The following is a 26,020-nucleotide window of genomic DNA, read 5'->3' as shown; positions in this document are numbered from 1 at the left end:
CACGATGGCAATGAGCCCATCCGTTCATCACGGCGGGAGTCGGCGACGGCGACCACCAGCCGTCCGGGCGCTGCTCGCCGGCGCGGTCAGCGTCGTGACGGTGGCCGCCGTCGCGGTGATGATGCCGTCGGCGAATGCCGCCGCGACCACGTTGGGCGCGGCCGCCGCGCAGTCGGGCCGGTACTTCGGCACGGCGATCGCGGGGGGCCGGCTCGGCGACTCGAACTACACCACGATCGCCGGCCGCGAGTTCAACATGATCACGGCCGAGAACGAGATGAAGCCGGAGGCAACCCAGCCCCAGCGGGGCCAGTTCAACTTCACCTCCGGTGACCAGATCTACAACTGGGCGACCCAGCGCGGCCTGAAGGTCCGAGGGCACACCCTGGCCTGGCACGCGCAGCAGCCGCCGTGGATGCAGAGCCTGAGCGGCAGCAACCTGCGCCAGGCGATGATCGACCACATCAACGGCGTGATGGGCCACTACAAGGGCAAGCTCGCCGCCTGGGACGTGGTGAACGAGGCGTTCAACGAGGACGGCAGCCGCCGGTCGTCGAACCTCCAGGGCACCGGCAACGACTGGATCGAGGTGGCCTTCCGCACCGCGCGGGCCGCCGACCCGTCGGTGAAGCTCTGCTACAACGACTACAACATCGAGAACTGGTCGTACGGCAAGACGCAGGGCGTCTACCGCATGATCCAGGACTTCAAGTCCCGGGGCGTGCCGATCGACTGCGTCGGCCTGCAGACCCACTTCACCGGCGGCAGCTCCCTGCCGAGCAACTTCCAGACCACGCTGTCCAGCTTCGCCGCCCTCGGGGTGGACGTGGCGCTGACCGAGGTCGACGTCACGAACTCCTCCACCACCCAGTACGCCGGGCTCACCCAGGCCTGCCTGAACGTGCCGCGCTGCATCGGCATCACCGTGTGGGGCGTACGCGACAGCGACTCCTGGCGCTCCAACGAGAGCCCGCTGCTCTTCGACAGCGGCGGCAACAAGAAGGCCGCGTACAACTCGGTCCTCAACGCGCTCAACGCGGCCCCGCCGACCTCCGGGCCGACCACGGGCCCGCCCACCACGCCCCCGCCCACCACGACCCCGCCGCCGAGCGGCGGCGCCGGACGGATCGTCGGCGTGGCGTCGAACCGGTGCATCGACGTGCCGAACGCCACCCAGACCAACGGCACCCGGGTGCAGCTCTACGACTGCCACGGCCAGTCCAACCAGCAGTGGACGTACACCAGCGGCAAGCAGTTGCAGGTCTACGGCACCAAGTGCCTGGACGCCAACGGCGCGGGCACCGCCAACGGCACCGGGATCATCATCTGGGACTGCAACAGCGGGGCCAACCAGCAGTGGAACATCAACGCCAACGGCACCATCAGCGGCGTGCAGTCCGGGCGCTGCCTGGACGTCTGGGGCACCGGCAACGGCCAGCAGGTCCAGCTGTACGACTGCCACGGGCAGACCAACCAGCAGTGGCGCACCGATTTCGGGGGCAGCACCCCGCCGCCGACCACCCCGCCGGTGACCACGCCGCCGCCGACCACCACGCCCCCGCCGTCGGGCGGCTGCGCGCTCCCGTCGACCTACCGGTGGTCGTCGACCGGCGCGCTGACCAGCCCGAAGAACGGCTGGGTCTCGCTCAAGGACTTCACCAACGTCGTCTACAACGGCAAGCACCTGGTCTACGGCTCGTACGTCAACAGCAGCGGCCAGTACAGCTCGATGAACTTCGGCACGTTCACCAACTGGTCCGACATGGCCTCGGCCAGCCAGAACGGGATGAGCCAGGGCACCGTCGCGCCCACCCTGCTGTACTTCGCCCCGAAGAACATCTGGGTGCTGGCGTACCAGTGGGGGCCGACCTCGTTCAGCTACAAGACGTCGAGCGACCCGACCAACGCCAACGGCTGGTCCTCGGCGCAGACGCTGTCCACCGCCACCCTCCCGGACGCCCCCTACGGCGTGATCGACCAGACCCTGATCGGTGACGACCAGAACATGTACCTGTTCTTCGCCGGGGACAACGGCAAGATCTACCGGTCGAGCATGCCGCTGGGGAACTTCCCGGGCAGCTTCGGGTCGAGCTACACGACGATCATGACCGACTCGACGAACAACCTGTTCGAGGGCGTCGAGGTCTACAAGGTGCAGGGCCAGAACCAGTACCTGATGATCGTCGAGGCGATCGGCAGCCAGGGGCAGCGCTACTTCCGCTCCTTCACCTCCACCAGCCTGGGCGGCTCGTGGACGCCGCAGGCCACCAGCGAGAGCAACCCCTTCGCCGGCAAGGCCAACAGCGGCGCCACGTGGACCAACGACATCAGCCACGGTGACCTGGTCCGCACCAACCCCGACCAGACCAAGACCATCGACGCCTGCAACCTGCAACTGCTCTACCAGGGCAAGGACCCGAACGCGAACACCGACTACAACCTGCTGCCGTGGCGGCCGGGTGTCCTCACCCTCCAGCGCTAGGCGCACCTTCGCACGCGCAACGACCGGGGCGTGTCCGGCACCTGAGGGTGCCGGGCACGCCCCGCCCGGTTTCAGCCGGCCAGTTCCTCGGCGAGCAGGTCCATCAGCAGCGCGTCGTGCCAGCGTCCGTCCGCACCCCGCTCGTACCGCCGCATGACGCCCACCGGCCGGAACCCCACCTTCGCGTACGCCCGGATCGCCGCCGTGTTCGCCGCCGCCGGGTCGACGGTGAACCGGTGGTGGCCGTACTCGTCGACCAGGTGCCGGACCAGGGTGCGGACCGCGTGCCCGCCCAGCCCGTTGCCGCGTACCGCCGGGTCGAGGAAGACGTCCAGGCTGGCGTGGCGGTAGTCCGGGTCGGTCTCGGCGTACCACTGGATCGCCCCGACCAGCCGGCCCGCGTGCTCGACGACGTAGACCGTCACCGTGTCGTCGGCCAGGTCGGCCCGTACCGATGCGGCCAGGTCGTCGCCGCCGCGCCACCAGCGGCGCACCTCCGGGGTGGCCCGGATCGCGGCCAGGGCCGGCACGTCCGCCTCCGTCACCGGGCGCAGCGTGACCGTCCGACCGCGCAGCACCTGTCAGCCCCGCCGCTCGCCGTGCTCGACGCAGACCGCCGACCAGCCGACCGGCAGCACCTGCACCTTCATCCGCCGGCGGCAGTGCCCGCAGTAGCGGGGCGGCTCCAGCACCCGGGCCGCCGCGCAACCCGGGTGCGGGCCCGCCGTGGCGTCCGCACCACAGCGGTCGCACCAGGTCGCGGCCGACGTCAGCACGGCGGACTCCGCCGTACGGCCGCCGGCGGTCGGGTCACCCGCGTCGGTCATCATCACCTCACAGGGTGGCGGAGAGCGCCTTGACCGGCATCTTCAGCTCGTCGAGCAGCTTCAGGTCGTCGGTCGCCGGCCGTCCCAGCGTGGTCAGGTAGTTGCCGACGATCACCGCGTTGATCCCGCCCAGCAGGCCGTCCCGGGTGCCCAGGTCACCGAGGGTGATCTCCCGGCCGCCCGCGTACCGCAGGATGGTGCGCGGCATGGCCAGCCGGAACGCGGCGATGGCCCGCAGCGCGTCCTTACCCTCCACCACCGGCCGGTCGCCCAGCGGCGTGCCCGGACGCGGGTTGAGGAAGTTCAGCGGCACCTCGTGCGGGTCCAGCTCGGCGAGCTGCGCGGCGAACTCGGCGCGCTGCTCGACGGTCTCGCCGAGGCCGAGGATGCCCCCGCAGCAGACCTCCATGCCGGATTCGCGGACCATCCGCAGGGTCTCCCAACGCTCCTCCCACGAGTGCGTGGTGACCACGTTCGGGAAGTACGAGCGGCAGGTCTCCAGGTTGTGGTTGTAGCGGTGCACGCCCATCTCGACCAGGTCGTCGACCTGCTCCTGGCTGAGCATGCCCAGCGACGCGGCGACCTGGATGTCGACCGCCGCGCGGATCGCGGCGACCCCCTCGCGCATCTGCTTCATCAGCCGGTCGTCGGGGCCGCGCACGGCGGCCACGATGCAGAACTCGCTCGCCCCGGTCGCCGCCGTCTGCTTCGCCGCCTCGACCAGTGACGGGATGTCCAGCCAGACCGACCGGACCGGCGAGGTGAACAGGCCGGACTGCGAACAGAAGTGGCAGTCCTCCGGGCAGCCACCGGTCTTCAGCGAGACGATCCCCTCGACCTCGACCTCCGGGCCGCACCACCGCATCCGCACCTCGTGGGCGAGCTGGAGGGCGGCGGTGAGGTGCTCGTCGGGCAGGGTCAGCACCGCGAGGACACCGGCCTGGTCGAGGCCGACGCCGTCGCCCAGCACCTGGGTCCGGGCCTGGTCGAGGATCTCTGGCATGGCTCGTACCCTACAAGGCCGCAGCGGGCCGGGAAACGCCCGAGCCGACGGCCCCCGGCCATCCCGGCCGCCCCCTTCCGCGTGGCGGTACGGCGGGCCCGCCGCCACGCCGGTGCCGGCCCGGCGGATGGTAATTTCGCCCGACGGCGGCAACGCCGTCACCCACCGGCACGGGCCGGTCGTCGGGCACCCCGGCGACCGGGCGGCAGCGGTGTCAGGTCGGCAGGGTGCCAGGTCGGACGGCGGACGGAGGCGGTGACCGGTGGCGGACTGGCTGGCGGCCCTGGACCGGCGTGCCGCACTGCGGGCGAAGGCGGGGCTCACCCGTACCCTGCGCCCCCGCGCCGCCGGTGACCCGGACGTCGATCTGGCCGGCAACGACTACCTGGGCCTGGCCACCCACCCCGAGGTGGTGGCCGCCGCCGGCCGGGCCCTGTCCGGGTACGGGCTGGGCGCCACCGGTTCCCGGCTGGTCCGGGGCTCCACCGACGTCCACCACGCGCTTGAGGACGACCTGGCCGACTGGCTCGGCGTCGACCGGGCACTCGTCTTCTCCTCCGGCTACCTGGCCAACCTGGCCGCCGTCCGGGGCCTGGTCCAGCCGCGTACCCTGCTCGTCTCCGACGCGCACAACCACGCCTCGCTGATCGACGGCTGCCGGATCTCCGGCGCGGAGACGGTGGTCACCGCGCACGCCGACGTCGACGCGGTGGCCGCCGTGCTCGCCGCCGCGCCGGGCCGCCCGGCGGTGGTGGTCACCGAGTCGGTGTTCTCCGTCGACGGTGATCTCGCGCCGCTGGCCGCGCTGCACGCGGTGGCCCGGCGGCACGGCGCGCTGCTGCTGGTCGACGACGCGCACGGGCTCGGCGTCACCGGCCCGGCCGGTGCCGGCGCGGTGGCCGCCGCCGGGTTGGCCGGTGCGCCGGACGTGGTGGTCACCGCAACCCTGTCCAAGGCGCTCGGCGGCGCCGGCGGGGTGGTCGCCGGTCCGGCCGAGTTCGTCAGGCACCTGGTGGAGACCGGCCGGACCTTCATCTTCGACACCGCGCCGCCGCCGGCCGTCGCCGCCGGGGTACGCGCCGCCGTGGCGTTGGCCCGCGCCGCCGACGACCTGCGCGCCGAACTGGCCGACCGGGCCCGGTACGCGGTACGCCGCCTCGGCGCGGCCGGGTTGCCGGTGTCCACCCCCGACGCCGCTGTGGTGTCGGTGACCGCTCCCGGCCCGGAGGCCGCCACCGCCTGGGCTGCCGACTGCCGGTCCCGGGGTGTCGCGGTCGGCTGTTTCCGCCCGCCGTCCACCCCGGACCACCGCTCCCGCCTCCGGCTGACCCTCTCCACCGGGGTCACCCGGGCGGACTTCGAACACGCCCTGGAGGCCATCGTGGAGTGCGCCCCGCAGTCGCGAACCGAGGTGGTTCTGTGAGCGTGAGGAGTGAGCCGGGTTTGCGAGCCCCGCAGTCGCGAACCGAGGTGGTTCTGTGAGCGTGAGGAGTGAGCCGGGTTTGCGAGCCCCGCAGTCGCGAACCGGGGGGATCCTGCCGTGAGCGGGTGGAAGGGTGCGGTGCTGGTCACCGGGACCGACACCGAGGTCGGCAAGACGGTGGTGACGGCGGCGATCACGGCCGCCGCGCAGGCCGCCGGCCTGCGGGTCGCGGTGGTCAAGCCGGGCCAGACGGGCACGGCCACCGGCGAACCCGGCGACGTGGACTCGGTGACCCGGCTGGCCGCCCCGCTGACCGGTCGTACCCTGGCCAGTTACCCCGACCCGTTGGCTCCGCTGGCCGCCGCCCGGGTCGCCGAGCTGGAGCCGTTGGAGCTGTACACGGCCGTCGACGCGGTCCGCGCGGAGGTCGACAAGCACGACCTGGTGCTGGTCGAGGGGGCCGGTGGGCTGCTGGTGCCGATGGGACTGCGTCCGTCGGGTGAGGCGTGGACCGTCGCCGACCTGGCGGTGTCGCTGGGCGCTCCGGCGGTGGTGGTGGCCCGGGCCGGGTTGGGCACCCTCAACCACACCGCGCTGACCCTGGAGGCGTTGGAGCGTCGGGCCGTGCCCGCCGGGGTGGTGATCGGCGCGTGGCCGGCGGAGCCGCAGCTGGTGCACTGGGCGAACCTGACGGAGCTGGTGCCGAGCCTGCTCGGCGCGTTGCCGGCCGGGGCCGGGGCGATGGATCCGGGCGTGTTCCGCCGGTCCGCCCCGGGCTGGCTCACCCCCGACCTGTACGGGGTGCTCGACGACTGGCGTACCTGGGCCGAGGACGCCGGCTGACCGGTCCGCTCACTCGGTGGCGGGGACCGGCCGGGGCCGGTCGTCCTGCGCAGGTCGCGGGGCGACGACGTGGACCTGGCCGCCCGCGGTGCGGTTGTGCGCCTCGATCCAGGTGTCCAGCGCGGTGCCGCAGGCGTGGTCGAGGTGCCCCAGGCCGTGCAGGTCCAGCCGGACGATCCGGTCGGTGGGCAGCGCGTGCAGGGTGTTGAGGATGGTGGGTAGCCGCAGGAAAGTGGCGTTACCGACGATGGCGACGTCGATCGGGCCGGTGCCGGTGCCGGTGCCGTGGTCGTCGACGGTGACCCGGACGTGCGACGTCTCCCAGGCGACCTTGGCCACCGCCAGGCCGAGGCCGACCAGCACGCCGGTGAACATGTCGGTGGTGACGATGGCGACGGCGGTGACCGTCAGCACCACCGCCTCGCCCCGGTGTGTCCGCCAGAGCCCGGGCAGCGTCCGCAGCGGCAGCAGCTTGCACCCGGCGTGCACCAGCACGGCGGCGAGCGCGGGCAGCGGGATCAGCCCGACCAGGCCGGGCACGGCGGCGACGAAGAGCAGCAGCCACAACCCGTGCAGCACCCGGGACGCCTTGGTCCGCGCGCCGGCGTGCACGTTGGCGGAGCTGCGCACGATGACGGCGGTCATCGGCAGCGCGCCGAGCAGCCCGCAGACCGTGTTGCCGGTGCCCTGGGCGACCAACTCCCGGTCGAAGTCGGTCCGGGGCCCCTGGTGCATCCGGTCGACGGCCGCCGCGCTGAACAGGCTCTCCGCCGAGGCGACCAGGGTGAACGTGACGATGGTGGCGAGTACCCCGAGGTCGGCGAGTTGGCTGGGGTGGCCGAGCGACGGTTGGATCGCCGCGAGCAGCCCCGCCACCTCGATGGTGTCGACGGGTAGACCCAGCACGGCGCTCGCCGCGGACGCCGCGACGACGGCGACCAACGCCCCGGGCACGGTACGCAGTCTGCCGGGCAGCAGGTTCCAGAGCATCATCACCGCGATGGTGGCCGTACCCAGGGCGAGCGACAGCCTGGCTGGTTCGGAGCCGGTCAGCTCACCGACCAGTGCCGGCAGACCGGTGAACGCGGCGAGGCCGACAGGGGCGGTCCCGGCGCCGGCCAGGATGTGCAGTTGACCGGCGATGAGCAGCAGTCCGATGCCGGCGAGCATGCCGTGCACCACGGCCACCGAGATGGCCCGGAACCACCGGCCGAGCCGCAGCAGCCCCAACCCGATCTGAAGCAGGCCGGCGACCAGCACGATCGTGCCGAGGCCGGTCAGGCCGTACCGTTCCACGGCCTCGGCGACGAGCACGGTCAGCCCGGCGGCCGGTCCGCTCACCTGGAGGCTGCTGCCCGGCATCACCCCCACCACCAGCCCACCCACCACCCCGGTGACCATCCCGAGTTCGACGGGTACGCCGGAGGCGACCGCGATCCCGACGCACAGCGGCAACGCGACCAGGAACACCACGAGCGATGCCGGCACGTCACGCCGCCACTCTCCCCACCTCACCGCCCCCCACCACCCGACGCCACCCCACCCGTCCCCGCCACCCCGCCCGTCCCCGCCACCCTGCCGGCCCCCGCCCCCGCCACCCCGTCCCCGCCGCGCGCCACCCCGCCCGCCCCGGTGATCAAGAGGTTTGCGTCAGATCGAAGATCAACGTTGACGCAAACCTCTTGATCAACCCGGGAGGGCGGGGGGAGCGGCGGGAGTGGGGGGAGTGGGCGGGGTGGGGAGGGGGTGGGGTGCATGAGGACCTCCCGGGTTGGTGTGGCGCTTGGCGTCACACGGGGTTCAACCCTTGGCGGGGAGTGGGGGTTACGCCCGTTTCCGCAGGTGAACGGGGTTCAGGCGAGGCTGCGGCGGGGGGCTACGGCGTGGTGGCGCGGCGGACCACGAAGGCGTCGGGCATCCGGAAGGTGAGGTTGTCCGGGCACCACGGCGGACGTACCACCGTCACCGCGTCCAGCAGCGGTGCCGCCTCGGCGACCACCACCGCCGCCTCCAGCCGGGCCAGTTGCGCGCCGACGCACCGGTGCGCCCCCGCCCCGAAGGCCAGGTGCCGGCGGGACCCACGCTGCCCCGGGCGGAACCCGGCCGGGTCGGCCACCACCGCCGGGTCGCAGCCGGCCCGGGCCAGCCACAGCAGCATCGAGCTGCCCGCCGGCACCGGCGTACCGCCCAGGGTCGTGTCGACCGCCGCCACCCGCCGCCAGGTGACGATCGGCGGGTCCCGGCGTAGGCCCTCCTCGACCACGTCGGCGACGGCGACGGTGCCGGCCCGCAGCCCGGCACGCACCCCGGGTTCGCCGGTGAGCCGGTGCAACAGCAGGGTGAGGAACTGGCTGGTGGTCTCCTGGCCGGCTACCAGCAGGAAGAACAGCGCCCCGACCACCACGTCGAGGGAGTGCCCGGCGGCGCGCAGCCGACCGGCCAGGCCGCCCCCGGTGCCGGCGAACTCCCGCAGTACGGCATGGAACCGGCCCACCTCGGCGGCGAGGCTCTGCTGCCGCTCGGCGTCCAGCGGGGCCCAGAACAGCTCCAGTGCCGCCCGCGCGAAGTCCTTCACCGCGCCCACCGGGGCGTCCGGCAGCTCGACCAGCCGGGCCAGCGCCAGCAGCGGCAGATCGGCGGCGAGCCGGGCGTGCAGGTCGACCGGCCGGCCGGCGGCCAGTTCGGCGGCGATCCCGGCCACCCGGGCCCGCACCAGCGTGGTCAACCACGGCCGTTGGGCGGCCACCCGGTCCGGGTGCAGCGCCTCGGCGACGATCGCCCGGATCGCCGGGTGGCTGTCCCCGGCGTTGTTGGCCAGCGTCGGCGGCAGCCGGAACCGGTGCGCGGTGAGCACCCGCAGCGCGGCCACCGGGATCGGGGTCACCGCGTCCAGGGCGTTGTCGGGCCGCCAGGTCACCGGGTCGGCGAGCACCCGCCGGACCAGCGCATGCCGGGTCACCACCAGGTGTACGCCACCGACCCGGTCGACGACCCTGGCCACGTCCGGCCAGGGTTCGTCGACGGACGCCTCCCACCCCCGGAACAGCACCCGGTCACGCTAGCGGGCGGCCCCCGGCGGGGCGGGGTCCAGTTCCCACACCGTGGTGTGCTTCACCCGTACGCTCTCCAGCGCCTCCGGCACCGGCACGTCGTAGCCGGCCAGTTCGCGGAACCGTTCCCGGGGCAGGAACGCCCGGCCCGGGTCGCCGACCAGCACCCGGGCACCGGAGCGGGCGGCCCGCAGCAGGAAACGCAGCACCCGGCGGGCCATCGCCTCGCTGTAGAAGACGTCCCCGGCGAGCAGCACCTCGGCGTCCCCGGCGTCGCCGTCGAGGACGTCGGCCAGTTCGGCGTCGACGCGTACCCCGTTGGCGTGGGCGTTGAGGGCGACGGCGGCGACGGCCCGCTCGTCGATCTCCACCGCCCGTACGGCCGCCGCGCCGGCCCGTGCGGCGGCGATGGCGACCAGGCCGGAGCCGGAGGCGAGGTCGAGCACCCGGCGGCCGGCGACGGTCTCCGGGTGGTCGGTGACGTACCGGGCCAGGCCCTGCCCACCGGCCCAGGCGAAGGCCCAGAACGGCGGCGGCTGGGAGCTGCGGAACTCGCCCTCGGTCAGCTCCCACAGGCCGATCGGCTCGTCGGCCTGGTGCAACCGCACCTCGGGTACGAAGGCGACCGGGGCGAGCCGGGCGTGCAGCCGGACGAAGGCCGCGGAGAGATCGGACACCCGCCCAGGATGTCAGCCGCGCGAACCCCGGCGCGGTCGACCCTCACCGGCCCGACGAAGCGGCCAAGCCCACACCGTCACCCGGCGTGTCGGCGAAGGCGGGTGACCGGTTCACCACTGTCGGTGTTAACCGGCCCCGTACTTGCCGACCGGCGCGAACACGCCCGTCTACCGGCTTCCCCATCGTGCTCATAGCGTGGCGGGTGGACAAGACCGACGGGAGGAGCGAGGCGGTGGTGATGGTGTGGCGGAACGCGCTACGGGTCGGGGCGGTGCTGGCCTGCCTGTCGGGGACAGCGCTCGTCGGGCCGACACCGGCGTCGGCGGCGGACCGCTTCTCCACCGAGCTGAGTGGCCTGCCGGCCCAGTTCACCGCCGGGGACCAGGTGCGGACGGTCTCGGCGGTGGTGTCCAACAAGGGCGACGGCGGCTGCGTGAAGGTCCGCTGGTCGATGGTGCTCTCGGTGCAGGGGCTGCGACTGGACCAGGTCAAGATGGACCGGGTCGAGGAGACCGGCTCGTTCCCGCTGGACATCCGGGCGCAGGGGGACGTGGCCCGGTTGACCGACCGGCAGCTCGACCCGGGCACCCTCTGCCCGGACCGCACGGTCACCGCCACCTACCGGGTGGCCTTCGCCGAGGACGTCACCCGGGGTCGGATCACCATGGCCGCCGAGGCGTACGACCCGAACCTGCGGCTGCTCGCCCGACGTACCGCCACCCGGCAGGTCGTCGGCACGGCACCACCGCCCACCACGGCGGCACCCGAGCCGACCACCGCGTCGCCGGAGCCGACCGAGGAGGTGCTGGAGCCGACCGAGGAGGAGACCGAGCCGACCGAGGAGGCGCTGGCCGAGGTGCCGCCACCGGCCGCGGCGAACCGTTCGGCCAACGCCAGTGGGGGCTTCGGGGTGGTGCAGGCGGCGTTCCTGCTCGGCGGCCTGCTGCTCTTCCTCGGCGTCGGCCTGCTGATGCGGCTGCGGCAGCTCACCCGGACCGCGTCCGACGGGGTGGAGGGCGACGATGCGCGCCCGGTCCGTCGGCCCGTCCGCTGGACCACCGTCCGACGGTGATCGGGGGCCGCCGGGGCCGGGTGGCGCCACCACCCGGCCCCGGCGGGTTTCACTTCGCGAACACCTGGAACTCGGCGATCCGCACCTGGTCGCGCGCCGGGCTGGCGGTCGCGCAGTCGGTCCGGGTCGCCGGGTCGTCGTCCTGCTCACCGGCGTACGCCGGGCCGCCGGTGCACTGGCTGGCCAGCACCTCCAGCCGGACGTGGGTGGCGACGGTGGCCGGCACCCGGAACGATCTGGCGATCAGGTCCCGGCTGTAGGCCCGGTACCTCCCGCCGGGGAACGCGTCGTCGGCGCTGGTGTAGACCCGGGTCCAGCGGGCCGGGTCGGCGCAGTCGGTGGTGGTCGCGTCGCAGGTCGACACCGCGAACGACCGCAGCGCGCTCAGCGCGTTCTGCGCGCCGGGGTCGGCGTCGCCGGTGATCGCCGGGCGCAGCATCGCGCTGACGGTGACCCGTTGCACCGGCTGCGGGGTGCCGAAGGGCAACGTCACGGTGACCTGCCTGCCGGCCACCCCGGTCAACGACGCCCAGTTGGTGGCCTCGGTGTCGTCGGCGATCCGGTCCAGGTTCACCCCGTCCCCGGTGATCGTCGCCCCCGAGGTGGTGGATGCCAGGTTCTGGCTCAGCCGCAGGTCGACGTACCCCTGCTGGCCGGCCTTGGCGACCACCTCCAGGCGCTGGTGGCCGAAGCCGGGGGCGACCGCCAGCACCTGGTACGTCCCGGCGACGGCCTCGAAGGTGGCCGGTAGCGGGGTGGCCGGGTCGGTGTCGGCGACCGGGGTGGCCCGCGCCTCGTAGTCACCGACGTAGAGCCGGATCGGCGCGTTGACGCTGTCGCCCCGGGGACGCAGGGTCAGCGTGGCGTTGCCGCCGGTCGGGCTGGCGAAGCTCGGCGTGGGGTCGGTGTCGGCGGCGCCGACGGTGGCGGCGTCCCGGCCCATCCCGGAGCGGGCGAACTCGGCCCAGATCAGCTCCTGGTTGGCCCCGCCGAAGCGCAGCCGGTCGGCGGTGAGCAGGTTGTCCCGCATGTCGAGCATGCTGACCTGGCTGGCCGCCTGGAGCAGGAACGAGTCGAAGACCAGCTGCACCCAGCGCCGGTTGCCCGGGCAGTTCTCGGCGGCCACCCGGCCCTGCGCGCAGTCGAGCTGCCGCGCCGGGGTGCCCAGGCCGTACTTCTTGACCAGGGCGGCGCGGATGCGGAAGTTGGTCGCACCCCAGATCTCCCCGTCGGCGTGCACCGCCGGGCCGCCGGTGTTGTAGCCGACGTCGGAGTAGTTGAGCGGGCTGCGGCTCAGGTCGTAGTTGCGGATGCCGCTGACCAGGTTGCCGGTGACGTAGCCGCCGGTGACGAAGGGCGTCTCGCCGGGGGCACGCAGGCCGTGCTCGTAGAGGTACTCGGCGGCGAGCAGGTCGCTCCACGACTCGCCCATCGCCCCGCCCTGGTGGCCGCTGATCCCGCTGTCCGGGCCGGCGATCATCCGGTTGGTGATGGCGTGGGTGTACTCGTGGCCGATCACCGTCATGTCGTAGTCGCCGTCGACGCACGGCGGGTACGGCCCACCGGCCTGCGGCTGCCACAGGTACATGTTGGTGCTCGGCGGCAGGCCGTCACGCGGGGTGGACTGGTTGGCGTTGTTCCGGTTGCCGCTCAGCGCGCCCTGCTGGGCCCGCCCCTGCTCGGCGTCGCCGCCCAGCCCGGCACCGCTGACGTTGACCGCCTGCAGGTTCCAGCTGGCCTCGGTGAAGCCCAGGTGCCAGGCCCAGTCGTGCATCCGGTTGTGCATGGCGAACAGGTTGGCGGTGGCGGCGTCGGCGTCGTTGCGCTGGGCGGAGGTGAACACCGCCGGGTTGCAGCGGGCCTGGTGCCACTGGTCGGTGAACGGGTACTCGTAGCGCCGGTCCGGGCGGTCCGGGGCGTTGACCATGGGGCTGCCGGCGCCCCAGGAGACCACGGTGTTGGCGGAGTTGCCCCGGGTGGTGCCGGTGGGCGTGCCGGTGGCGAGGTCGACGTCCCAGGGTTGCCCGCCCGCCGGGTCGCGGAAGGCGGCGGCGCAGTCGGGTGCGGGGCTGGCGCACCAGCGGACCCGGGGGTCCTGCCCGGGGGCGAGGTCCTGCGGCGGGGTGGCCGGGTAGACCGCCCAGCTCGGGTTGTCGGAGTCGAAGTCGACGAGGTCCTCGCGGACCAGCACCTTCCCGGTGATCCCGTCGACGTAGGTGGTGAAGGCCGCCGGGTGGTCGCTGTCCTTACCGATCAGGGTCACCTCGTAGGCGGCCCGGTTGCCGTCGACCGGGGTGGGCACGGCGACCTGGCGCACCCGGTGGCTGGCCACCGCGTCGGTGGCCAGGCCGGCGTCGGCGAGCGCGTCGGCGTACGCCTGCTCGGCGGTGCGGGTGGCCGGGGCGGGGGCGGCGGCGTCCCGGGACAGCGAGGAGCTGACCGAGAGCACGGTGCCGTCGGCGACCGCCACGGTGACCAGCCCGTCGTGACCGGCGGGCAGGTCGCCGAAGCGCTGTCGCAGGGTGACCACCGCGCCGTCGCCGATCCGCCGGACCAGGATCCGATCCATGGTGGCGACCGCGTCGGCGTCGAGCCCGAACAGGTCCCGCTGGGTGGTGAGGTAACGCCGGGCGGCGGCCTCCGGGTCGGCGGGCAGGCCGGTGGCGAGCCGGCCCGGGCCGAGGGCGTGCGGGGTGCCGAGCCGGTTCCAGCGCACCGGGGCGCCGGTGGCCCGGGCCAGGCTGCGCTGGCGGGCCTCGGGTGCGGCGGTACCGGTGCGGTTGTCGACGTCGGCGGCCTGGTGGCGGTCGTCGGCGAACGAGCCGGAGCGGCCCGGGGCCGGGGCCGCGGTGTCGCCCGGCGCCGCTGTGGCGGTGCCCCCGCCGGGCAGCAGGGCGGCGACCACGGCGGCGGTCGCCAGTACGGGAACGAGCCGGCGTCGATGCCGGCTCGTTCGGGGTGTCCACTCCGGTCTGGGCACGGAACCTCCTCGTGGGAGCGGGGACCGGCGCGACGCCGGCCCGGCGCAGGCGGGGTAACGCATGCGCATACGTGGATACCAGGCGGATCGGACGGGGGCAATGGCCCGCGCTGCGCGGATCAGACGAGCTGGGCGGGGTCGAGCCCCAGTTCCCGGGCTGTGACCAGCCGGATCCACTCGCCGAACTGACGCCGGGAGATCACCCGCTCGTGCACGGCGAGCTGGACGGCGAGCCCGTCCATCACCGCGTTGATCCGCCAGGCGGCGCCGGCCGGGTCGGCACAGTCGAAGGTCCCGTCGGCCACCCCGGCCGAGATCACCGCCGCCAGGTCCTCCCGCCAGCGCAGGTCCAGCCGTCGGCAGACCTTCTCCAGTTCCGGGGTGCGCAGCGACTCCGCCCAGCCGTCGATCCACATCGCCCAGGGCCGGCCGGTGGGGGTGTAGAGACGCAGGATGCGCCGGAGCTTGGTCAGCGGCGGGGTGGCGGAGCGCAGCACCGCGTCCAGCCGGGACAGTTCCTGCTCGACGGCGTACGCGAACGCCTGGGCGAGCAGCCGCTCCTTGGTGGCGAAGTGGTAGAAGACCAGCGCCTGGCTGACTCCGGCGGCGGCGGCGACGTCGGCGGTGCGGGTGTTGGCGAGTCCACGCTCGACGATCACGTCACAGGCCGTGCGCAGCAGGGAATCCAGGCGGACATCGGCGGCGGCACGTCTCGTCACGCCGCTACGGTAACCTATCGAACCGAGCACAGGGAGTTACCGACCCGCCCGATCGGGCTGCCGGCAGTCGGAAGCCGGACAGCACCCCGCAGCGAGTGGGCTACCTTTCCGACCTGTTCACCAGGGGTGCCGGCGACGCACCCCACCCCGGCAGCCAACTCTCCTAGGAAGCTCTGGCGGTGGTGGGGTCGGTCACCGCCCGGTGGTCGAACGCGCCGTCAGCGGCCCCGATTTGGCATCGGTGGAACCGCTCGGCTAGAGTTTCCATCCGTCACCGGGTGTCGTCCCGGAGGCAAGCGGACGTAGCGCAGCTGGTAGCGCATCACCTTGCCAAGGTGAGGGTCGCGGGTTCGAATCCCGTCGTCCGCTCGGAGCTGCCGCCACGCATGACGGGGGCAACCTCGGTGGGGTGGCCGAGAGGCGAGGCAACGGCCTGCAAAGCCGTGTACGCGGGTTCAAATCCCGTCCCCACCTCGGTAACAGGCACGGGCGATTGGCGCAGTGGGAGCGCGCTTCCTTGACACGGAAGAGGTCACTGGTTCAAACCCAGTATCGCCCACACGGTCAGTAGAGCCACCTTCCGATTCCGGAAGGTGGCTCTACTGCTTATCTCTCCCGGCCCCGCCGTCGGCCGGGTCGGGAGTGCTCCCGCTGTCGCGGGGGAGCCGGAACCCGTCAGCCCGGCCGGACCCTCCCGACTCATGGGAGATGATCGCTCCGCGTCGATGTGATGTCTATCCTGGCTCCGACGCTGCCAGGGGACGTCGCTACGCCGGGTGGGTGTGGAGTGGGGGAGACCGGTCGGGAGGCGCTGCTCGCGTTCGCCGACGAGCTACGGCGGCTGCGGCAGCGCGCCGGCGGCCCGTCGCTGAACACGTTGGTCGCGGTCGCCGCCCGCCGGGGCAGGCCACTGGCCCGATCCACCCTCAGCGACAAGCTCAACGCCAAGTCGCTGCCGGACTGGGACTTCGTCGTCGACTACCTGGGGGCCTGCGTCGCGTACGCCGAACAGGCCGGCACCCGGTTGCCCGCCGAGCTGACCGACCCGGCCGGGTGGGAGACGGCGTACTGGCGGATGCTGGGGGCGGCGGACGCGGCGCGGGCCGACGAGCGGCTCGCTGCCGCCGCCCGCGCCGAACGAGGTCGACGGGCGCGTGTCGGCTCCCCGCCGGCGGCCCCGGCCGAGCAGACCCCGGCACCGCTCGTGCCCCGCCAGCTACCGGCGGCGGTACGGCACTTCGCGGGGCGGACCGCGCCGCTCGCCGCCCTGACCGCACTGCTCGCCGAGCCGCCCGGCCCGCCGGGCACGGTGCCCGTCTCGACCATCGGCGGTACGGCGGGAGTGGGCAAGACGGCCCTCGCCGTGCACTGGGCACACCGGGTCGCCGACCGGTTCCCGGACGGGCAGCTCTACGTCAACCTGCGCGGCTACGACCCCGAGTCGCCGGCGCTGAGCCCGGCCGAGGCGGTCGCCGGTTTCCTGGAGGCCCTCGCGGTACCCGCGGAACGCATCCCCGTCGGGTTGGCGGCGCAGGCGGCGCTGTACCGCAGCCTGCTCGCCGACCGGCGGATGCTGGTGCTGCTGGACAACGCCCGCGACGCCGACCAGGTGCGTCCGCTGCTGCCCAGCTCACCCGGCTGCCTGGTCCTGGTGACCAGCCGCAACCAGCTCCCGGGGCTGGTCACCGCCGAGGGTGCCCGCCCGCTCCCGTTGGACGTGCTGTCCCCGACGGAGGGGCGTGAGCTGCTGACCCGCCGGCTGGGCGCGGACCGGGTCGCGGCGGAGCCGGCCGCGGTGGACCGGATCGTCGCCGCGGCGGCGGGGTTGCCGTTGGCGCTGGCGATCGTGGCGGCGCGGGCCGCCACCTACCCGGATTTCCCGCTCGCCCGGCTCGCCGCCGAGCTGACCGCCACCCGGGGTGCCCTCGACGCGTTCAGCGGCGGGGAGGCCGGCACCGACGTGCGGGCGGTGCTGTCCTGGTCGTACCGGGGGCTGGACCCGGCGGCGGCCGACCTGTTCCGGGTGCTCGGGACGCATCCCGGCCCCGACGTGTCCGTCGCGGCAGCCGCCAGCCTCGCCGCCGTCGCGCCGGCCGAGGTACGCCGGCCGCTGGCGGTGCTGACCCGGGCGAACCTGCTCACCGAGCACACCCCCGGCCGGTACACCCTGCACGACCTGCTCCGCGCGTACGCCGTTGAACTGGCCGTGGCCACCGACTCCGCCGGGCTCCGGCAGGCCGCGCTGTGCCGGCTGCTCGACCACTACCTGCACACCGCGTACGCCGCTGCTCTGCTGCTGCACCGGCACCGCGACGACATCGACCTGCCGGCGGCGCAACCCGGGACGGCGGTGCTGGTGCCGGCCGACCGGGACGAGGCCTGGGCGTGGCTCGCCGCCGAACACCGGGCGCTGCTCGCCGCGATCGGCCTGGCCGCCGAGAACGGGTTGCCCACCCACGCCTGGCAGTTGGCGTGGAGTGTGAACACCTACCTCGACCGGGTGGGCGCCTGGCCGGACCAGTCCCGCGCCCAGGAGTGGGCGCTGCGGGCCGCCACCGCGGCGGGCGACCGGGACGGCCAGGCCCGCGCCCACCGCAACCGGGCCGTCGCCTGCCTGCGTCTCGGCGCGTACGACGAGGCCCGCGACCACCTGGAGCGATCCCGACACCTGTACGCCGAACTCGGCGACGGGGTCGGCGGCGGCCGTACCGAGCTGAACCTCGGTATCCTCGCGGAGCGCCAGGGCGACCACCGGCGGGCGCTCGACCACGCACAGCGGGCGCACCGCCTGTTCGAGGACGCCGGCCACGCGCAGGGGCAGGCCAACGCGCTCAACAACATCGGCTGGTACCACATCCAGCTCGGCGACCACCTCCGCGCGCTGGACTACTGCGGGCGGGCGCTGGTGCAGCAGCAGCAGACCGGGAACCGGTACTGGGAGGCACACGCCTGGGACAGCCTCGGCTTCGCGCACCACCAGCTCGGCCGGCACGGCGATGCCATCGACTGCTACACGCACGCGCTCGCGCTGTGGCGGGAGGCCGGCGAACGGTACTACGAATCCGTCACGCTGATGCATCTCGGTGACAGCCACCGGGCCACCGCCGCGCCCGACGCCGCCCGGGCCGCCTGGGCGCAGGCCCTCGACGTGCTCGACCGGCTCGGCCACCCGGACGCCGCCCTGGTGCGTGGCCGGCTCGACGGGACGCCACCCGCTCCGCGATAGTCTCCCGGGAATCCACTGTCCGGTGATTTCCCGGACGCTCCGGAAGGGCCGGAAACAATTGTCGCAGGTGGCGGGAATCAGGCCGTCGGCGGCGTCCGGGAAAATCCCGGAAATCGTGCGCGACTGCGGATGTCGTGCCAGCCCAGAGGGCCTGTAATGCATTTCTTGATGCTCCGGGTCAATGACGTTGACTTCAATTTACTGATGACTGTCAATTCCTCTGGGGTTGTTGTCTGATCTGCTGTCGGCGGGCGAGCCTGTTGTTCCGTGGTTCCCTGTCGACCGAAAGGACAACCGTGATCCCCCACAGAATTGGCCGCCTCCGCACGGCGGCGGCCGGAGTGGCGCTGGCGCTCGTCGCCACCGCCGCCGGTGTGCCACCCGCGCAGGCCGCGCCGCCCCCGTCGACCGCACGGGCGGCGGCGTCGCAGGTCGTCGGCTTCACCGTCGGCCAGGACGGCCGCCTCTACCTGACGTCATCCACCGGAGTCAGCCCGTTCGGCCCCACGGCGCTCGCCCCACCCGACGCCGACGTCAGCGCCGTCCGACAGTCCGACGGGAACACCGCCGTGTTCACCGTCGGCACCCAGGGTGGCCTGGTCGCCGCCGTGACCAGCTCGGCGACCTCCAACATCACCGTCTACCGCGACGGGGCGGCCAACCTCGCCCCGCCCGGGGGCCGGCTGACCGCGTTCACCGCCCCGGACGGCTACGTGTACGTCTTCTTCGTCGGCGTCGACGGCGCCGTCTACAGCACCTCGTACTCACGGGTGGTGCGCCCCGGTGCCGGTCCGCAGCGCGTCTCGGTGCCCGGCGTCGCCCCGCCGGGCGCGGTCGTCGCCGGGTCGTGGCAGTCCAGCGGGCCGGGCGCGTTCTTCGTCGGCGTCGACGGCGGGTTGCGTCACCTCGCCCGGACGGGCGGCACCTGGCAGACGTCATCCGTCGGCCCGTCCGGTGTCGCGGCGGCCGGCAGTGGGGTGGCCTCGTTGGCCGGCGGCGGTGTGCAGGCCTACTACGCCGGGTTGGACGGCCGGCTCTGGCAGGTCAGCCCGGCCGGCGGTGGCCTGCCCGACCCGTGGAGCCGGGTGGCCGTGTCCGACGTCGGCGTGGTGCCGGTGGGCGCGGCGCTGGCCGCGACCCGCCCCGTCGACGGCCCGACCGGGGTGTACTTCGCCGACGCCGCCGGCGCCGTGCGGATCGTGACCAACGTGGCCGGCGGGTGGCAGGCGTACGTCGTCACCGGTCCCGCGTTCGCCAAGCCGGGTGGGTCGATCTCGGTGCTCACCGTCGGGGACTACGTCTACGCGGGTTGGTGCGGCAACGACCTCTGGTGGTGGCTGTTCTGGTGGTGGCGGCGTCCGCCGCCGCCCCCGCCGCCGCCGTTGGGGGAGATCCTGCCGATACCGCTCGACTACCCGATCCAGTACGGCGCGAACGTCTCACTGACCCTGTACCGCTAGGCGGTCGGTGGCCGACCGGGGCAGGCGCGTCCTGCCCCGGGTGGGACGGCGAGGTGCTGTCGGCGTGCGGTACCCCGTCGATGAACAGGGCGATCGCTGCCCGGGGCGAAGCGGTGGGGTCGCCGGACGGGCGATCTTGCCATCGGGTAGAGTTCGGGGCGTCGCCGGGGAAACCGGGCGGCACGCGGACGTAGCGCAGCTGGTAGCGCATCACCTTGCCAAGGTGAGGGTCGCGGGTTCGAATCCCGTCGTCCGCTCTCGACCACGGGCGATTGGCGCAGTGGGAGCGCGCTTCCTTGACACGGAAGAGGTCACTGGTTCAAACCCAGTATCGCCCACCAGAGCATCACGAAGGCCCCGGCTCAACCGAGCCGGGGCCTTCGTGGTGTCGTGCGTGGCTCAGTTGTTCCAGTGCTGGGCGACGAGGTCGGCGGCCTGCTGTTCCCACTGGGCGTAGTGGTCGGGGTAGGCGGAGACCTGGACGGTCTGGGCGGCCTTGGTCAGGGGCATGTCCTGCCAGCCGTCGACCTGCTTGAGGCCCTTGAGGAACGCCAGGGTGGCGTACTCGGGATCGGTGATCTGCTCCACCGTGCCCCAACCACTCGACGGGCGCTGCTGGAACAGGCCCTGCGAGTCGTGGTCGTTGCGGTCGCCGAGGTGGCCGAGGTTCTCCAGCTTCGACTCCTGCAGGGCGGTCGCGATCGACACCACCGCGGCACGCTCGTCCATGCCGGCCTTCTTCGTCGCCGCGATGATCGCCTTGACGTTGCCGGTCTGCTCGTCGTTCAGATCGATGCGGGACTGCTCGCCCTGCACACCGTGCGGGACCAGCTTGCCCTTGTCCACCGCCGGCGTGTCGGCCTGGACGGCGGCGACGGGGCGGGTGTCGATGGTGGGGGTGTGGTGGTTGAGCGGGCCGGCGGCCAGGCCACCGGCGACGGCCAGACCGGCGATGCCGAGAACACTCTTACGCAGGATGGTGGTGTTCATGGGGGATGCTCCTTCGGGGGTCGACGCCCCTCCGGCCGGGGCCGGGATGCCCGTGTGGGGACGGGCGGGAATCGGGGCGTGGGCACCACGTCGGGCGCTCGTGCGGGGGGTGGGGTGCGGGGGTGCGGCGGGGCCTGCCCGCGGGGCGGCCTCTCGTGCCGAGTCAGGTGTAACGACCGGCGGCCCCGGGTCATTCCACCGAGGGCGGCGGGACCTGCCGGGAGGGGGTGGGACCTGCCGGGCGGGGTTCTGCTGCGGTCGTACAGAGGGTGTAACGACCGCGGGTGCCTGGTCATTCCGTCGGTGCTTGCCGGATCGAGCCTGGTAGCAGGCCCTGCCCGGGCCGTCGGTCGCGGGTGGTTCCGCCGGGGCCGGTGTGGTCTGCGGGGCCGGTGGGTCAGGTGGCCCGGAGAGCCTTATGCCTGGGTGTCATGAATATGCCTGAGCGGCATACCGGTGTCCGAGAAGTCAGCCGTCCTCCGGACCTTTCCCGGCGATCCGGTGGCCGGCGGAAGGCGGGTTCTGCCGATGGCAGATCCGCTACCGGTGAACAGAATGCCCCATCGGTGTGCCGGGCCGGCAGGGTGGGACGCATGAGACTGCTGATGCTGGGCGGCACCGGGTTCGTCGGCTCCGCCATCGTGGCCGAAGGGGTACGCCGGGGCTGGACGGTGACGATGTTCAACCGGGGCGTACACGGCGACCCCCCGCCGGGCGTACACCGGTTGCGGGGTGACCGGACCGCGCCGGACGGGCTGGCCGCGCTGGCCGGCGGCGACTGGGACCTGGTGGTCGACACCTGGGACGGCATGCCCCGCGCGGTACACGACGCCGCCCGGGCACTACGTGCCGCCGGGCACTACGCCTACGTCTCCAGCTGCTCCGTCTACGCCCCGCCGGTGCCGGCCGGGGCGGGGGAGGAGGCGACGGTGGTGGAAGCGGCGTCCGACGACCCCCGCGACGACGACTACGCCCGGTGCAAGGCGGGCGGTGAGCGGGCCGCGACGGAGGTGTTCGGGGAGCGTGCCCTGCTGCTGCGGGCCGGGTTGATCCTGGGGCCGGGTGAGGACGTCGGCCGGTTGCCCTGGTGGTTGCGGCGGGTGGCCCGGGGTGGCGACATCCTCGCCCCCGGCCCGGCCGACCTGCCCGTGCAGTACGTCGACGTCCGTGACCTGGCGGCCTTCGCCCTGGACCGGGCCGCCGAGGGCGTCGGCGGCGCGTTCAACGTGGTCAGCCGTCCGGGGCACAGCACCATGGGTGAGCTGTTGAGCGAGATGGTGGCGGCGACCGGATCCGACGCCCGGCTGCGCTGGACCGACCCGGAGCCGATCCTCGCCGCCGGGGTGGAACCCTGGAACGACCTGCCGGTCTGGATTCCCCCGGGCCACGAGTACCGGTGGTTGCAGGAGCTCGGCGTCGAGCGGGCGTACGCGGCGGGGCTGACCTGTCGCCCGGTGGCCGAAACGGTCGGCGACACCTGGCGCTGGCTGGACCGGGTGGGCGCGGTGCCACCGCGCGCGGGGCGGCCGGTGCGGGCGACGATCGGCCTGGACCCGGAACGCGAGACCGCCCTGCTGGCTGCCGCCGGTCCGATCTGATCCACCGCCCCACCGCCCCCCGGGATCCGTCGGGGTCACCGCCTCCACCGCCCCCGGATCCGTGGGCCCCCGCCGCCCGGGTGCCGGCGAGGGCACCCGTCGTCGGGCCGGCATGGTCAGCCGGGTGCCACCGCCACGTCCAGCACCTCGTCCACGGTCCGCCTCGGGGTGGCCATCCCCGGCTGGCCGTACCCGATCCGCATGACCATCTGCGGGGTGCCGAAACGCCCCAGCGACAGCCGCAGCGCCTCCCGCGCCCCCGACACCTCGATCGGCTGCGACAGCATCGACACCGCCAGTCCCGCGTCGGTCGCGGTCAGCAGCACCCGCTGCAACGCCTGCCCGGCGAGCACCTGGTCGACGACCGTGTTGCCGGCCGCGCCGAGCACCGCCACCAGCGGTTCCGGCTCGAAGTCGCGGCCGGGCGCGCGGTCGAGGCCGCCGAAGCCGCGCGACGGCAGCAGGTCCTGCGGCTCGGCCTGCGGGCCACCGGCGCGGGCCGGCACCCCGTCGGGGGCGGGTTCGGTACGCACCCAGTCGGCGCGTTCGGCCCGGTAGGCGGGGTCGCGTTCGAGCACCCGGTGGGCGCTGCGGGCGATCTCGGCGAAGGCGTTGACGGCGCTCACCCCGATCACCAGTTCCAGCCAGCACTGCTCGGCCCGGGCCGCCTCACCGAGCCGCCAGCGGGCGTCGGCGGGCACCGGGTCGGGCCAGAACGGCGCCCGGTTGCTGAACCGGCGGCCGATGGCCGCGTACAGGCTCTGCTCGGTCGGGGTGGGGCGGCGCGGCAGCTCCGGGACGAGCCGGGCCAGCACGTCCGGGTCGGCCGGGTACGGCCGCAGCCGTACGGTCGCCGGGGTGCCCGCCACGGCCAGGGACAACCGCAGGTTGAACAGGGCCGCCCCGCCGGCGATCCGGGTGCCCCAACCGCTCGGGTCGGTGGCGGGCAGCCGGCGGGCCGGGTCGACCGACACCTCGATGCCGCCGTCGCGCAGTCGGAACCGCCACGGCTGGGTGTTGTGCAGGGAGGGCGCGCGGACGGCGTCCGCGACAGCGGCCCGCAGTTGCGTCTCGGTGTACCCGGTGCCCATGGTCGTGCTCCTTCCGTGGCGTGGTTCCCCTCCACGGTCCGTCACCGGCAGGCCGGCCGGGCAGGGCCGGACGTCCCGACCCGTCGGGTCGCCCTCCCCGGGGTGACGCGCCAGGTTAGGGACCTTCGGCCCGTGCACGGGCCGGTCCGGGCGGGTAGAAACGAGGGATGATCCGGGTGTTCCTCCTCGACGACCACGAAGTCGTCCGCCGTGGCCTGGCCGACCTGTTGCAGAGCAGCGGCGACATCGAAGTGGTCGGCGAGTCCGGCTCCGCGCAGGAGGCGGCCCGGCGGATTCCCGCCCTCCGCCCCGACGTGGCGATCCTCGACGCCCGGCTGCCCGACGGCAACGGCATCGACGTGTGCCGGGACGTCCGGGCGGTCGACTCGTCGATCAAGGGGCTGATCCTCACCTCGTACGAGGACGACGAGGCGTTGTTCGCCGCGATCATGGCGGGTGCGGCGGGGTACGTGCTCAAGCAGATCCGGGGCACCGACCTGGTCGACGCGGTCCGTCGGGTCGCGGCCGGGCAGTCGCTGCTCGACCCGGCGATCACCACCCGGGTGCTGGAACGCATCCGCAGCGGCGTCGAGCAGCCCCGCGAGCTGAAGTCCCTCACCGAGCAGGAACGCCGCATCCTGGAGTACGTCGCCGAGGGGCTGACCAACCGGGAGATCGCCGGCAAGATGTTCCTGGCCGAAAAGACGGTGAAGAACTACGTCTCCAGCGTGCTGGCCAAGCTGGGCCTGGAACGGCGTACCCAGGCGGCCGTGCTCGCCACCCGCCTGCTCGGCCAACGCCACTGACCCACCGCGCCGCCGGCCGGTTCAGCGGGAACCGTCAGGCAGCGCCGGCCGGCTGAGCACGAACCGCCCGGCCGCCCGGATCAGTCGCGCAGCGGGACCGACCAGCAGAGTTCGGTGCCGTGCGGGTCGATCCGGCGTACCTCGAACTCGCCGCCGTGCCGCTCGGCGCGTTCGCGCAGGTTCACCAGGCCACCCCGGGCGGCGGCCGGGTCGCAGCCCACCCCGTCGTCGGTGACCGTCACGGTGACCCGGCCGGCGTCGACCCGGACGGCGACGGCGACCCGGCTGGCCTCGGCGTGGCGTACCGCGTTGGACAGCGCCTCGCGGAGGACGGCGGTGAGGTCGGGGCGGACCGGTTCCGGCACGGCGCTGTCGATCGGGCCGTCCAGCTCGACGGCGGGGCGGAAGCCGAGCGACCCGGCGGCCACGTCGACCGCCTCCCGGATCTCGGTGCGCAGCGCCGCGCTCATCGGGGTACGCAGCTCGAAGATGGTGCGGCGGATGTCCCGGATGGTGGCGTCGAGGTCGTCGACGGCCGCGTTGATCCGCTTGGCGACGTCGGGCCGGGCGTGCATCGCGCCGCTCTGCAGTTGCAGGCCGGTGGCGAACAGCCGTTGGATCACCACGTCGTGCAGGTCCCGGGCGATGCGTTCGCGGTCCTCCAGGACCACCAGCAGTTCCCGTTCCTCCTGGCCCCGGGCCCGTTCCATGGCCAGGGCCGCCTGACCGGCGAAGCTGGCCAGCAGGGTGACGTCGGCGTCGGCGGCCCGGCCGGCGTCGGGCCGGTGGGCGACCACCAGCACCCCGTGCAGGGTGTCGGCGGCGGCCAGCGGGGAGACCACTGCCGGGCCGGCGACCACCGGCACCGGCCACGGCGCCGCCTCGGCCAGGTTGTCGAGCAGCTCCCGGCGACGCTCGGTCACCGGGCCGGCGAAGCTGGTCTCGCTGGCCGGCAGTAGCGCGCCGACCAGTTCCGCCGCGTCACCGTCGGCGGAGTCGACCACCTCGACGGTGAACTGGCCGGCGTCCTCGTCGTAGAGCAGCACCAGCGCCAGCTCCGCCTCGGCGACCTCCCGGGCCCGGCGGGCCACCAGGGTCAACGCGTCGGTCCGGCGTACCTCGCCGAGCAGCACCGAGGTGATCTCGGCGGTGGCCGCGAGCCAGCGTTCCCGGCGATGGGCCAGCGCGTAGAGCCGGGCGTTCTCGATGGCCACCCCGGCAGCGGCGGCCAGCGCCACGACGATCTCCTCGTCGTCCTCGGTGAACTCCGGGGCGCCCTGCTTCTCGGCCAGGTAGAGGTTGCCGAAGACCTGGTCGCGGATGCGCACCGGCACGCCGAGGAAGCTGTGCATCGGCGGGTGGTGCGGCGGGAAGCCGTACGACTGGGGGTGCTGGGTGATGTCGGGCATGCGCACCGGGCGGGGCTCGTCGATCAGCAGCCCGAGCACGCCCCGCCCGTGCGGCAGGTCGCCGATCTTCGCGTGCAGCTCGGCGTCGATGCCGTGGGTGATGAAGTCGTGCAGCAGCCGGTCCGGCCCGATCACCCCCAGCGCGCCGTAACGGGCCCCGACCAGCTCGCAGGCGGCCTGCACGATCCGTTGCAGGGTGCTGCGCAGGTCGAGGTCGGTGCCGATGCCGACCACCGCGTCGAGCAGCGCCCGCAGCCGCTCCCGGCTGGTCACCACGTCGCCGACCCGGTCCAGCATCTCCTGGAGCAACTCGTCGAGCCGGACCCGGGACAACGGGCTCAGCCCCAGCGAGGGGACCTGGTG

19 protein-coding genes and 5 tRNA genes are annotated in these 26,020 nt (G+C 73.7%); 13 read left to right on the top strand and 11 right to left on the bottom strand.

All coding sequences use genetic code 11. The features are described 5' to 3' along the window. The first annotated feature begins 4 nt into the window (after window positions 1-4). On the top strand, window positions 5-2,482 hold the full coding sequence (locus tag ACWCHM_RS19075; protein WP_204957104.1) for a non-reducing end alpha-L-arabinofuranosidase family hydrolase: 2,478 nt from the start codon (window positions 5-7) through the stop codon (window positions 2,480-2,482). A 71-nt stretch (window positions 2,483-2,553) separates the two neighbouring features. Here ACWCHM_RS19075 and ACWCHM_RS19070 read toward each other — a convergent pair whose 3' ends face one another. From ACWCHM_RS19070 to bioB, 3 genes are read right to left on the bottom strand one after another with little or no spacing between them, the layout of a single operon-like run. Next, window positions 2,554-3,060, bottom strand: a complete 507-nt coding sequence (locus ACWCHM_RS19070; RefSeq protein ID WP_454219253.1) for a GNAT family N-acetyltransferase — start codon at window positions 3,058-3,060, stop codon at window positions 2,554-2,556. A gap of 3 nt (window positions 3,061-3,063) precedes the next feature. Beyond that, window positions 3,064-3,312, bottom strand: a complete 249-nt coding sequence (bsaP, locus tag ACWCHM_RS19065) for a biotin synthase auxiliary protein BsaP (protein WP_454219252.1) — start codon at window positions 3,310-3,312, stop codon at window positions 3,064-3,066. Between the two features lie 4 nt (window positions 3,313-3,316). Beyond that, entirely contained in the window at window positions 3,317-4,312 is a 996-nt protein-coding gene (gene bioB / locus ACWCHM_RS19060) for a biotin synthase BioB (protein ID WP_204957106.1), read from the bottom strand. Between the two features lie 262 nt (window positions 4,313-4,574). On the opposite strand from bioB, the gene ACWCHM_RS19055 reads away from it, so the two are divergent. Then, window positions 4,575-5,735 carry an 8-amino-7-oxononanoate synthase gene (locus ACWCHM_RS19055; protein WP_454219250.1) on the top strand — a complete coding sequence of 387 codons (1,161 nt, stop codon included), beginning with the start codon at window positions 4,575-4,577 and terminating at the stop codon, window positions 5,733-5,735. A 138-nt stretch (window positions 5,736-5,873) separates the two neighbouring features. After that, complete coding sequence (gene bioD, locus ACWCHM_RS19050; RefSeq protein ID WP_204957340.1) at window positions 5,874-6,578, top strand: dethiobiotin synthase; 705 nt, start codon at window positions 5,874-5,876, stop codon at window positions 6,576-6,578. Window positions 6,579-6,587: 9 nt separating this feature from the next. Here the strand turns inward: bioD and ACWCHM_RS19045 are convergent, their stop codons facing one another. The 3 genes from ACWCHM_RS19045 to ACWCHM_RS19035 all read right to left on the bottom strand — a co-directional run bounded on the left by ACWCHM_RS19045 (window position 6,588) and on the right by ACWCHM_RS19035 (window position 10,305). Next, entirely contained in the window at window positions 6,588-8,093 is a 1,506-nt protein-coding gene (locus tag ACWCHM_RS19045; RefSeq protein WP_454219248.1) for a SulP family inorganic anion transporter, read from the bottom strand. Window positions 8,094-8,454: 361 nt separating this feature from the next. Further along, window positions 8,455-9,627: a cytochrome P450 gene (locus tag ACWCHM_RS19040; protein WP_421489012.1), complete on the bottom strand. Its 1,173-nt coding sequence runs from the start codon at window positions 9,625-9,627 to the stop codon at window positions 8,455-8,457. Between the two features lie 9 nt (window positions 9,628-9,636). Then, window positions 9,637-10,305 carry a class I SAM-dependent methyltransferase gene (locus ACWCHM_RS19035; protein WP_204924045.1) on the bottom strand — a complete coding sequence of 223 codons (669 nt, stop codon included), beginning with the start codon at window positions 10,303-10,305 and terminating at the stop codon, window positions 9,637-9,639. Window positions 10,306-10,508: 203 nt separating this feature from the next. On the opposite strand from ACWCHM_RS19035, the gene ACWCHM_RS19030 reads away from it, so the two are divergent. Beyond that, window positions 10,509-11,378 (top strand): hypothetical protein, encoded by an 870-nt coding sequence (locus ACWCHM_RS19030; RefSeq protein ID WP_281899460.1) that lies wholly within the window; start codon window positions 10,509-10,511, stop codon window positions 11,376-11,378. A gap of 49 nt (window positions 11,379-11,427) precedes the next feature. Here ACWCHM_RS19030 and ACWCHM_RS19025 read toward each other — a convergent pair whose 3' ends face one another. Together ACWCHM_RS19025 and ACWCHM_RS19020 are read right to left on the bottom strand one after the other, a co-directional pair. Further along, the gene (locus ACWCHM_RS19025) at window positions 11,428-14,358 is read right to left on the bottom strand and encodes a M36 family metallopeptidase (RefSeq protein ID WP_421489011.1); all 2,931 of its coding nucleotides are present in this window, start codon (window positions 14,356-14,358) and stop codon (window positions 11,428-11,430) included. Window positions 14,359-14,477: 119 nt separating this feature from the next. Continuing rightward, on the bottom strand, window positions 14,478-15,077 hold the full coding sequence (locus ACWCHM_RS19020; protein WP_204957114.1) for a TetR/AcrR family transcriptional regulator: 600 nt from the start codon (window positions 15,075-15,077) through the stop codon (window positions 14,478-14,480). A 296-nt stretch (window positions 15,078-15,373) separates the two neighbouring features. Between ACWCHM_RS19020 and ACWCHM_RS19015 the strand changes: the two genes are divergently transcribed. From ACWCHM_RS19015 to ACWCHM_RS18985, 7 genes are all read left to right on the top strand, one after another. Next, a tRNA-Gly gene (locus ACWCHM_RS19015) sits at window positions 15,374-15,446 on the top strand. A gap of 34 nt (window positions 15,447-15,480) precedes the next feature. Beyond that, window positions 15,481-15,551, top strand: a tRNA-Cys gene (locus ACWCHM_RS19010). A gap of 13 nt (window positions 15,552-15,564) precedes the next feature. Then, window positions 15,565-15,636, top strand: a tRNA-Val gene (locus ACWCHM_RS19005). Between the two features lie 228 nt (window positions 15,637-15,864). Continuing rightward, window positions 15,865-18,303 (top strand): ATP-binding protein, encoded by a 2,439-nt coding sequence (locus ACWCHM_RS19000; RefSeq protein WP_454219245.1) that lies wholly within the window; start codon window positions 15,865-15,867, stop codon window positions 18,301-18,303. 296 nt (window positions 18,304-18,599) lie between these two features. Then, window positions 18,600-19,763 carry a hypothetical protein gene (locus tag ACWCHM_RS18995; RefSeq protein ID WP_454219243.1) on the top strand — a complete coding sequence of 388 codons (1,164 nt, stop codon included), beginning with the start codon at window positions 18,600-18,602 and terminating at the stop codon, window positions 19,761-19,763. A gap of 184 nt (window positions 19,764-19,947) precedes the next feature. Continuing rightward, window positions 19,948-20,020 (top strand) — tRNA-Gly (locus ACWCHM_RS18990). Window positions 20,021-20,029: 9 nt separating this feature from the next. Continuing rightward, a tRNA-Val gene (locus ACWCHM_RS18985) sits at window positions 20,030-20,104 on the top strand. A gap of 58 nt (window positions 20,105-20,162) precedes the next feature. Here ACWCHM_RS18985 and ACWCHM_RS18980 read toward each other — a convergent pair. Further along, on the bottom strand, window positions 20,163-20,753 hold the full coding sequence (locus ACWCHM_RS18980) for a hypothetical protein (protein WP_454219242.1): 591 nt from the start codon (window positions 20,751-20,753) through the stop codon (window positions 20,163-20,165). A gap of 593 nt (window positions 20,754-21,346) precedes the next feature. On the opposite strand from ACWCHM_RS18980, the gene ACWCHM_RS18975 reads away from it, so the two are divergent. Beyond that, the gene (locus ACWCHM_RS18975) at window positions 21,347-22,351 is read left to right on the top strand and encodes an NAD-dependent epimerase/dehydratase family protein (protein ID WP_454219241.1); all 1,005 of its coding nucleotides are present in this window, start codon (window positions 21,347-21,349) and stop codon (window positions 22,349-22,351) included. Between the two features lie 116 nt (window positions 22,352-22,467). Here the strand turns inward: ACWCHM_RS18975 and ACWCHM_RS18970 are convergent, their stop codons facing one another. Continuing rightward, entirely contained in the window at window positions 22,468-23,442 is a 975-nt protein-coding gene (locus ACWCHM_RS18970) for an Acg family FMN-binding oxidoreductase (RefSeq protein ID WP_204957119.1), read from the bottom strand. A 167-nt stretch (window positions 23,443-23,609) separates the two neighbouring features. Here ACWCHM_RS18970 and ACWCHM_RS18965 point away from each other — a divergent pair, with 167 nt between their 5' ends. Further along, window positions 23,610-24,248 carry a response regulator gene (locus ACWCHM_RS18965; RefSeq protein WP_091251953.1) on the top strand — a complete coding sequence of 213 codons (639 nt, stop codon included), beginning with the start codon at window positions 23,610-23,612 and terminating at the stop codon, window positions 24,246-24,248. 80 nt (window positions 24,249-24,328) lie between these two features. Here ACWCHM_RS18965 and ACWCHM_RS18960 read toward each other — a convergent pair whose 3' ends face one another. Beyond that, window positions 24,329-25,999 carry a GAF domain-containing protein gene (locus ACWCHM_RS18960; protein WP_454223112.1) on the bottom strand — a complete coding sequence of 557 codons (1,671 nt, stop codon included), beginning with the start codon at window positions 25,997-25,999 and terminating at the stop codon, window positions 24,329-24,331. Window positions 26,000-26,020 lie beyond the last annotated feature (21 nt).

Source organism: Micromonospora sp. SCSIO 07396 (assembly GCF_053667945.1).
This window is presented reverse-complemented; position numbering and strand designations above follow the sequence as displayed.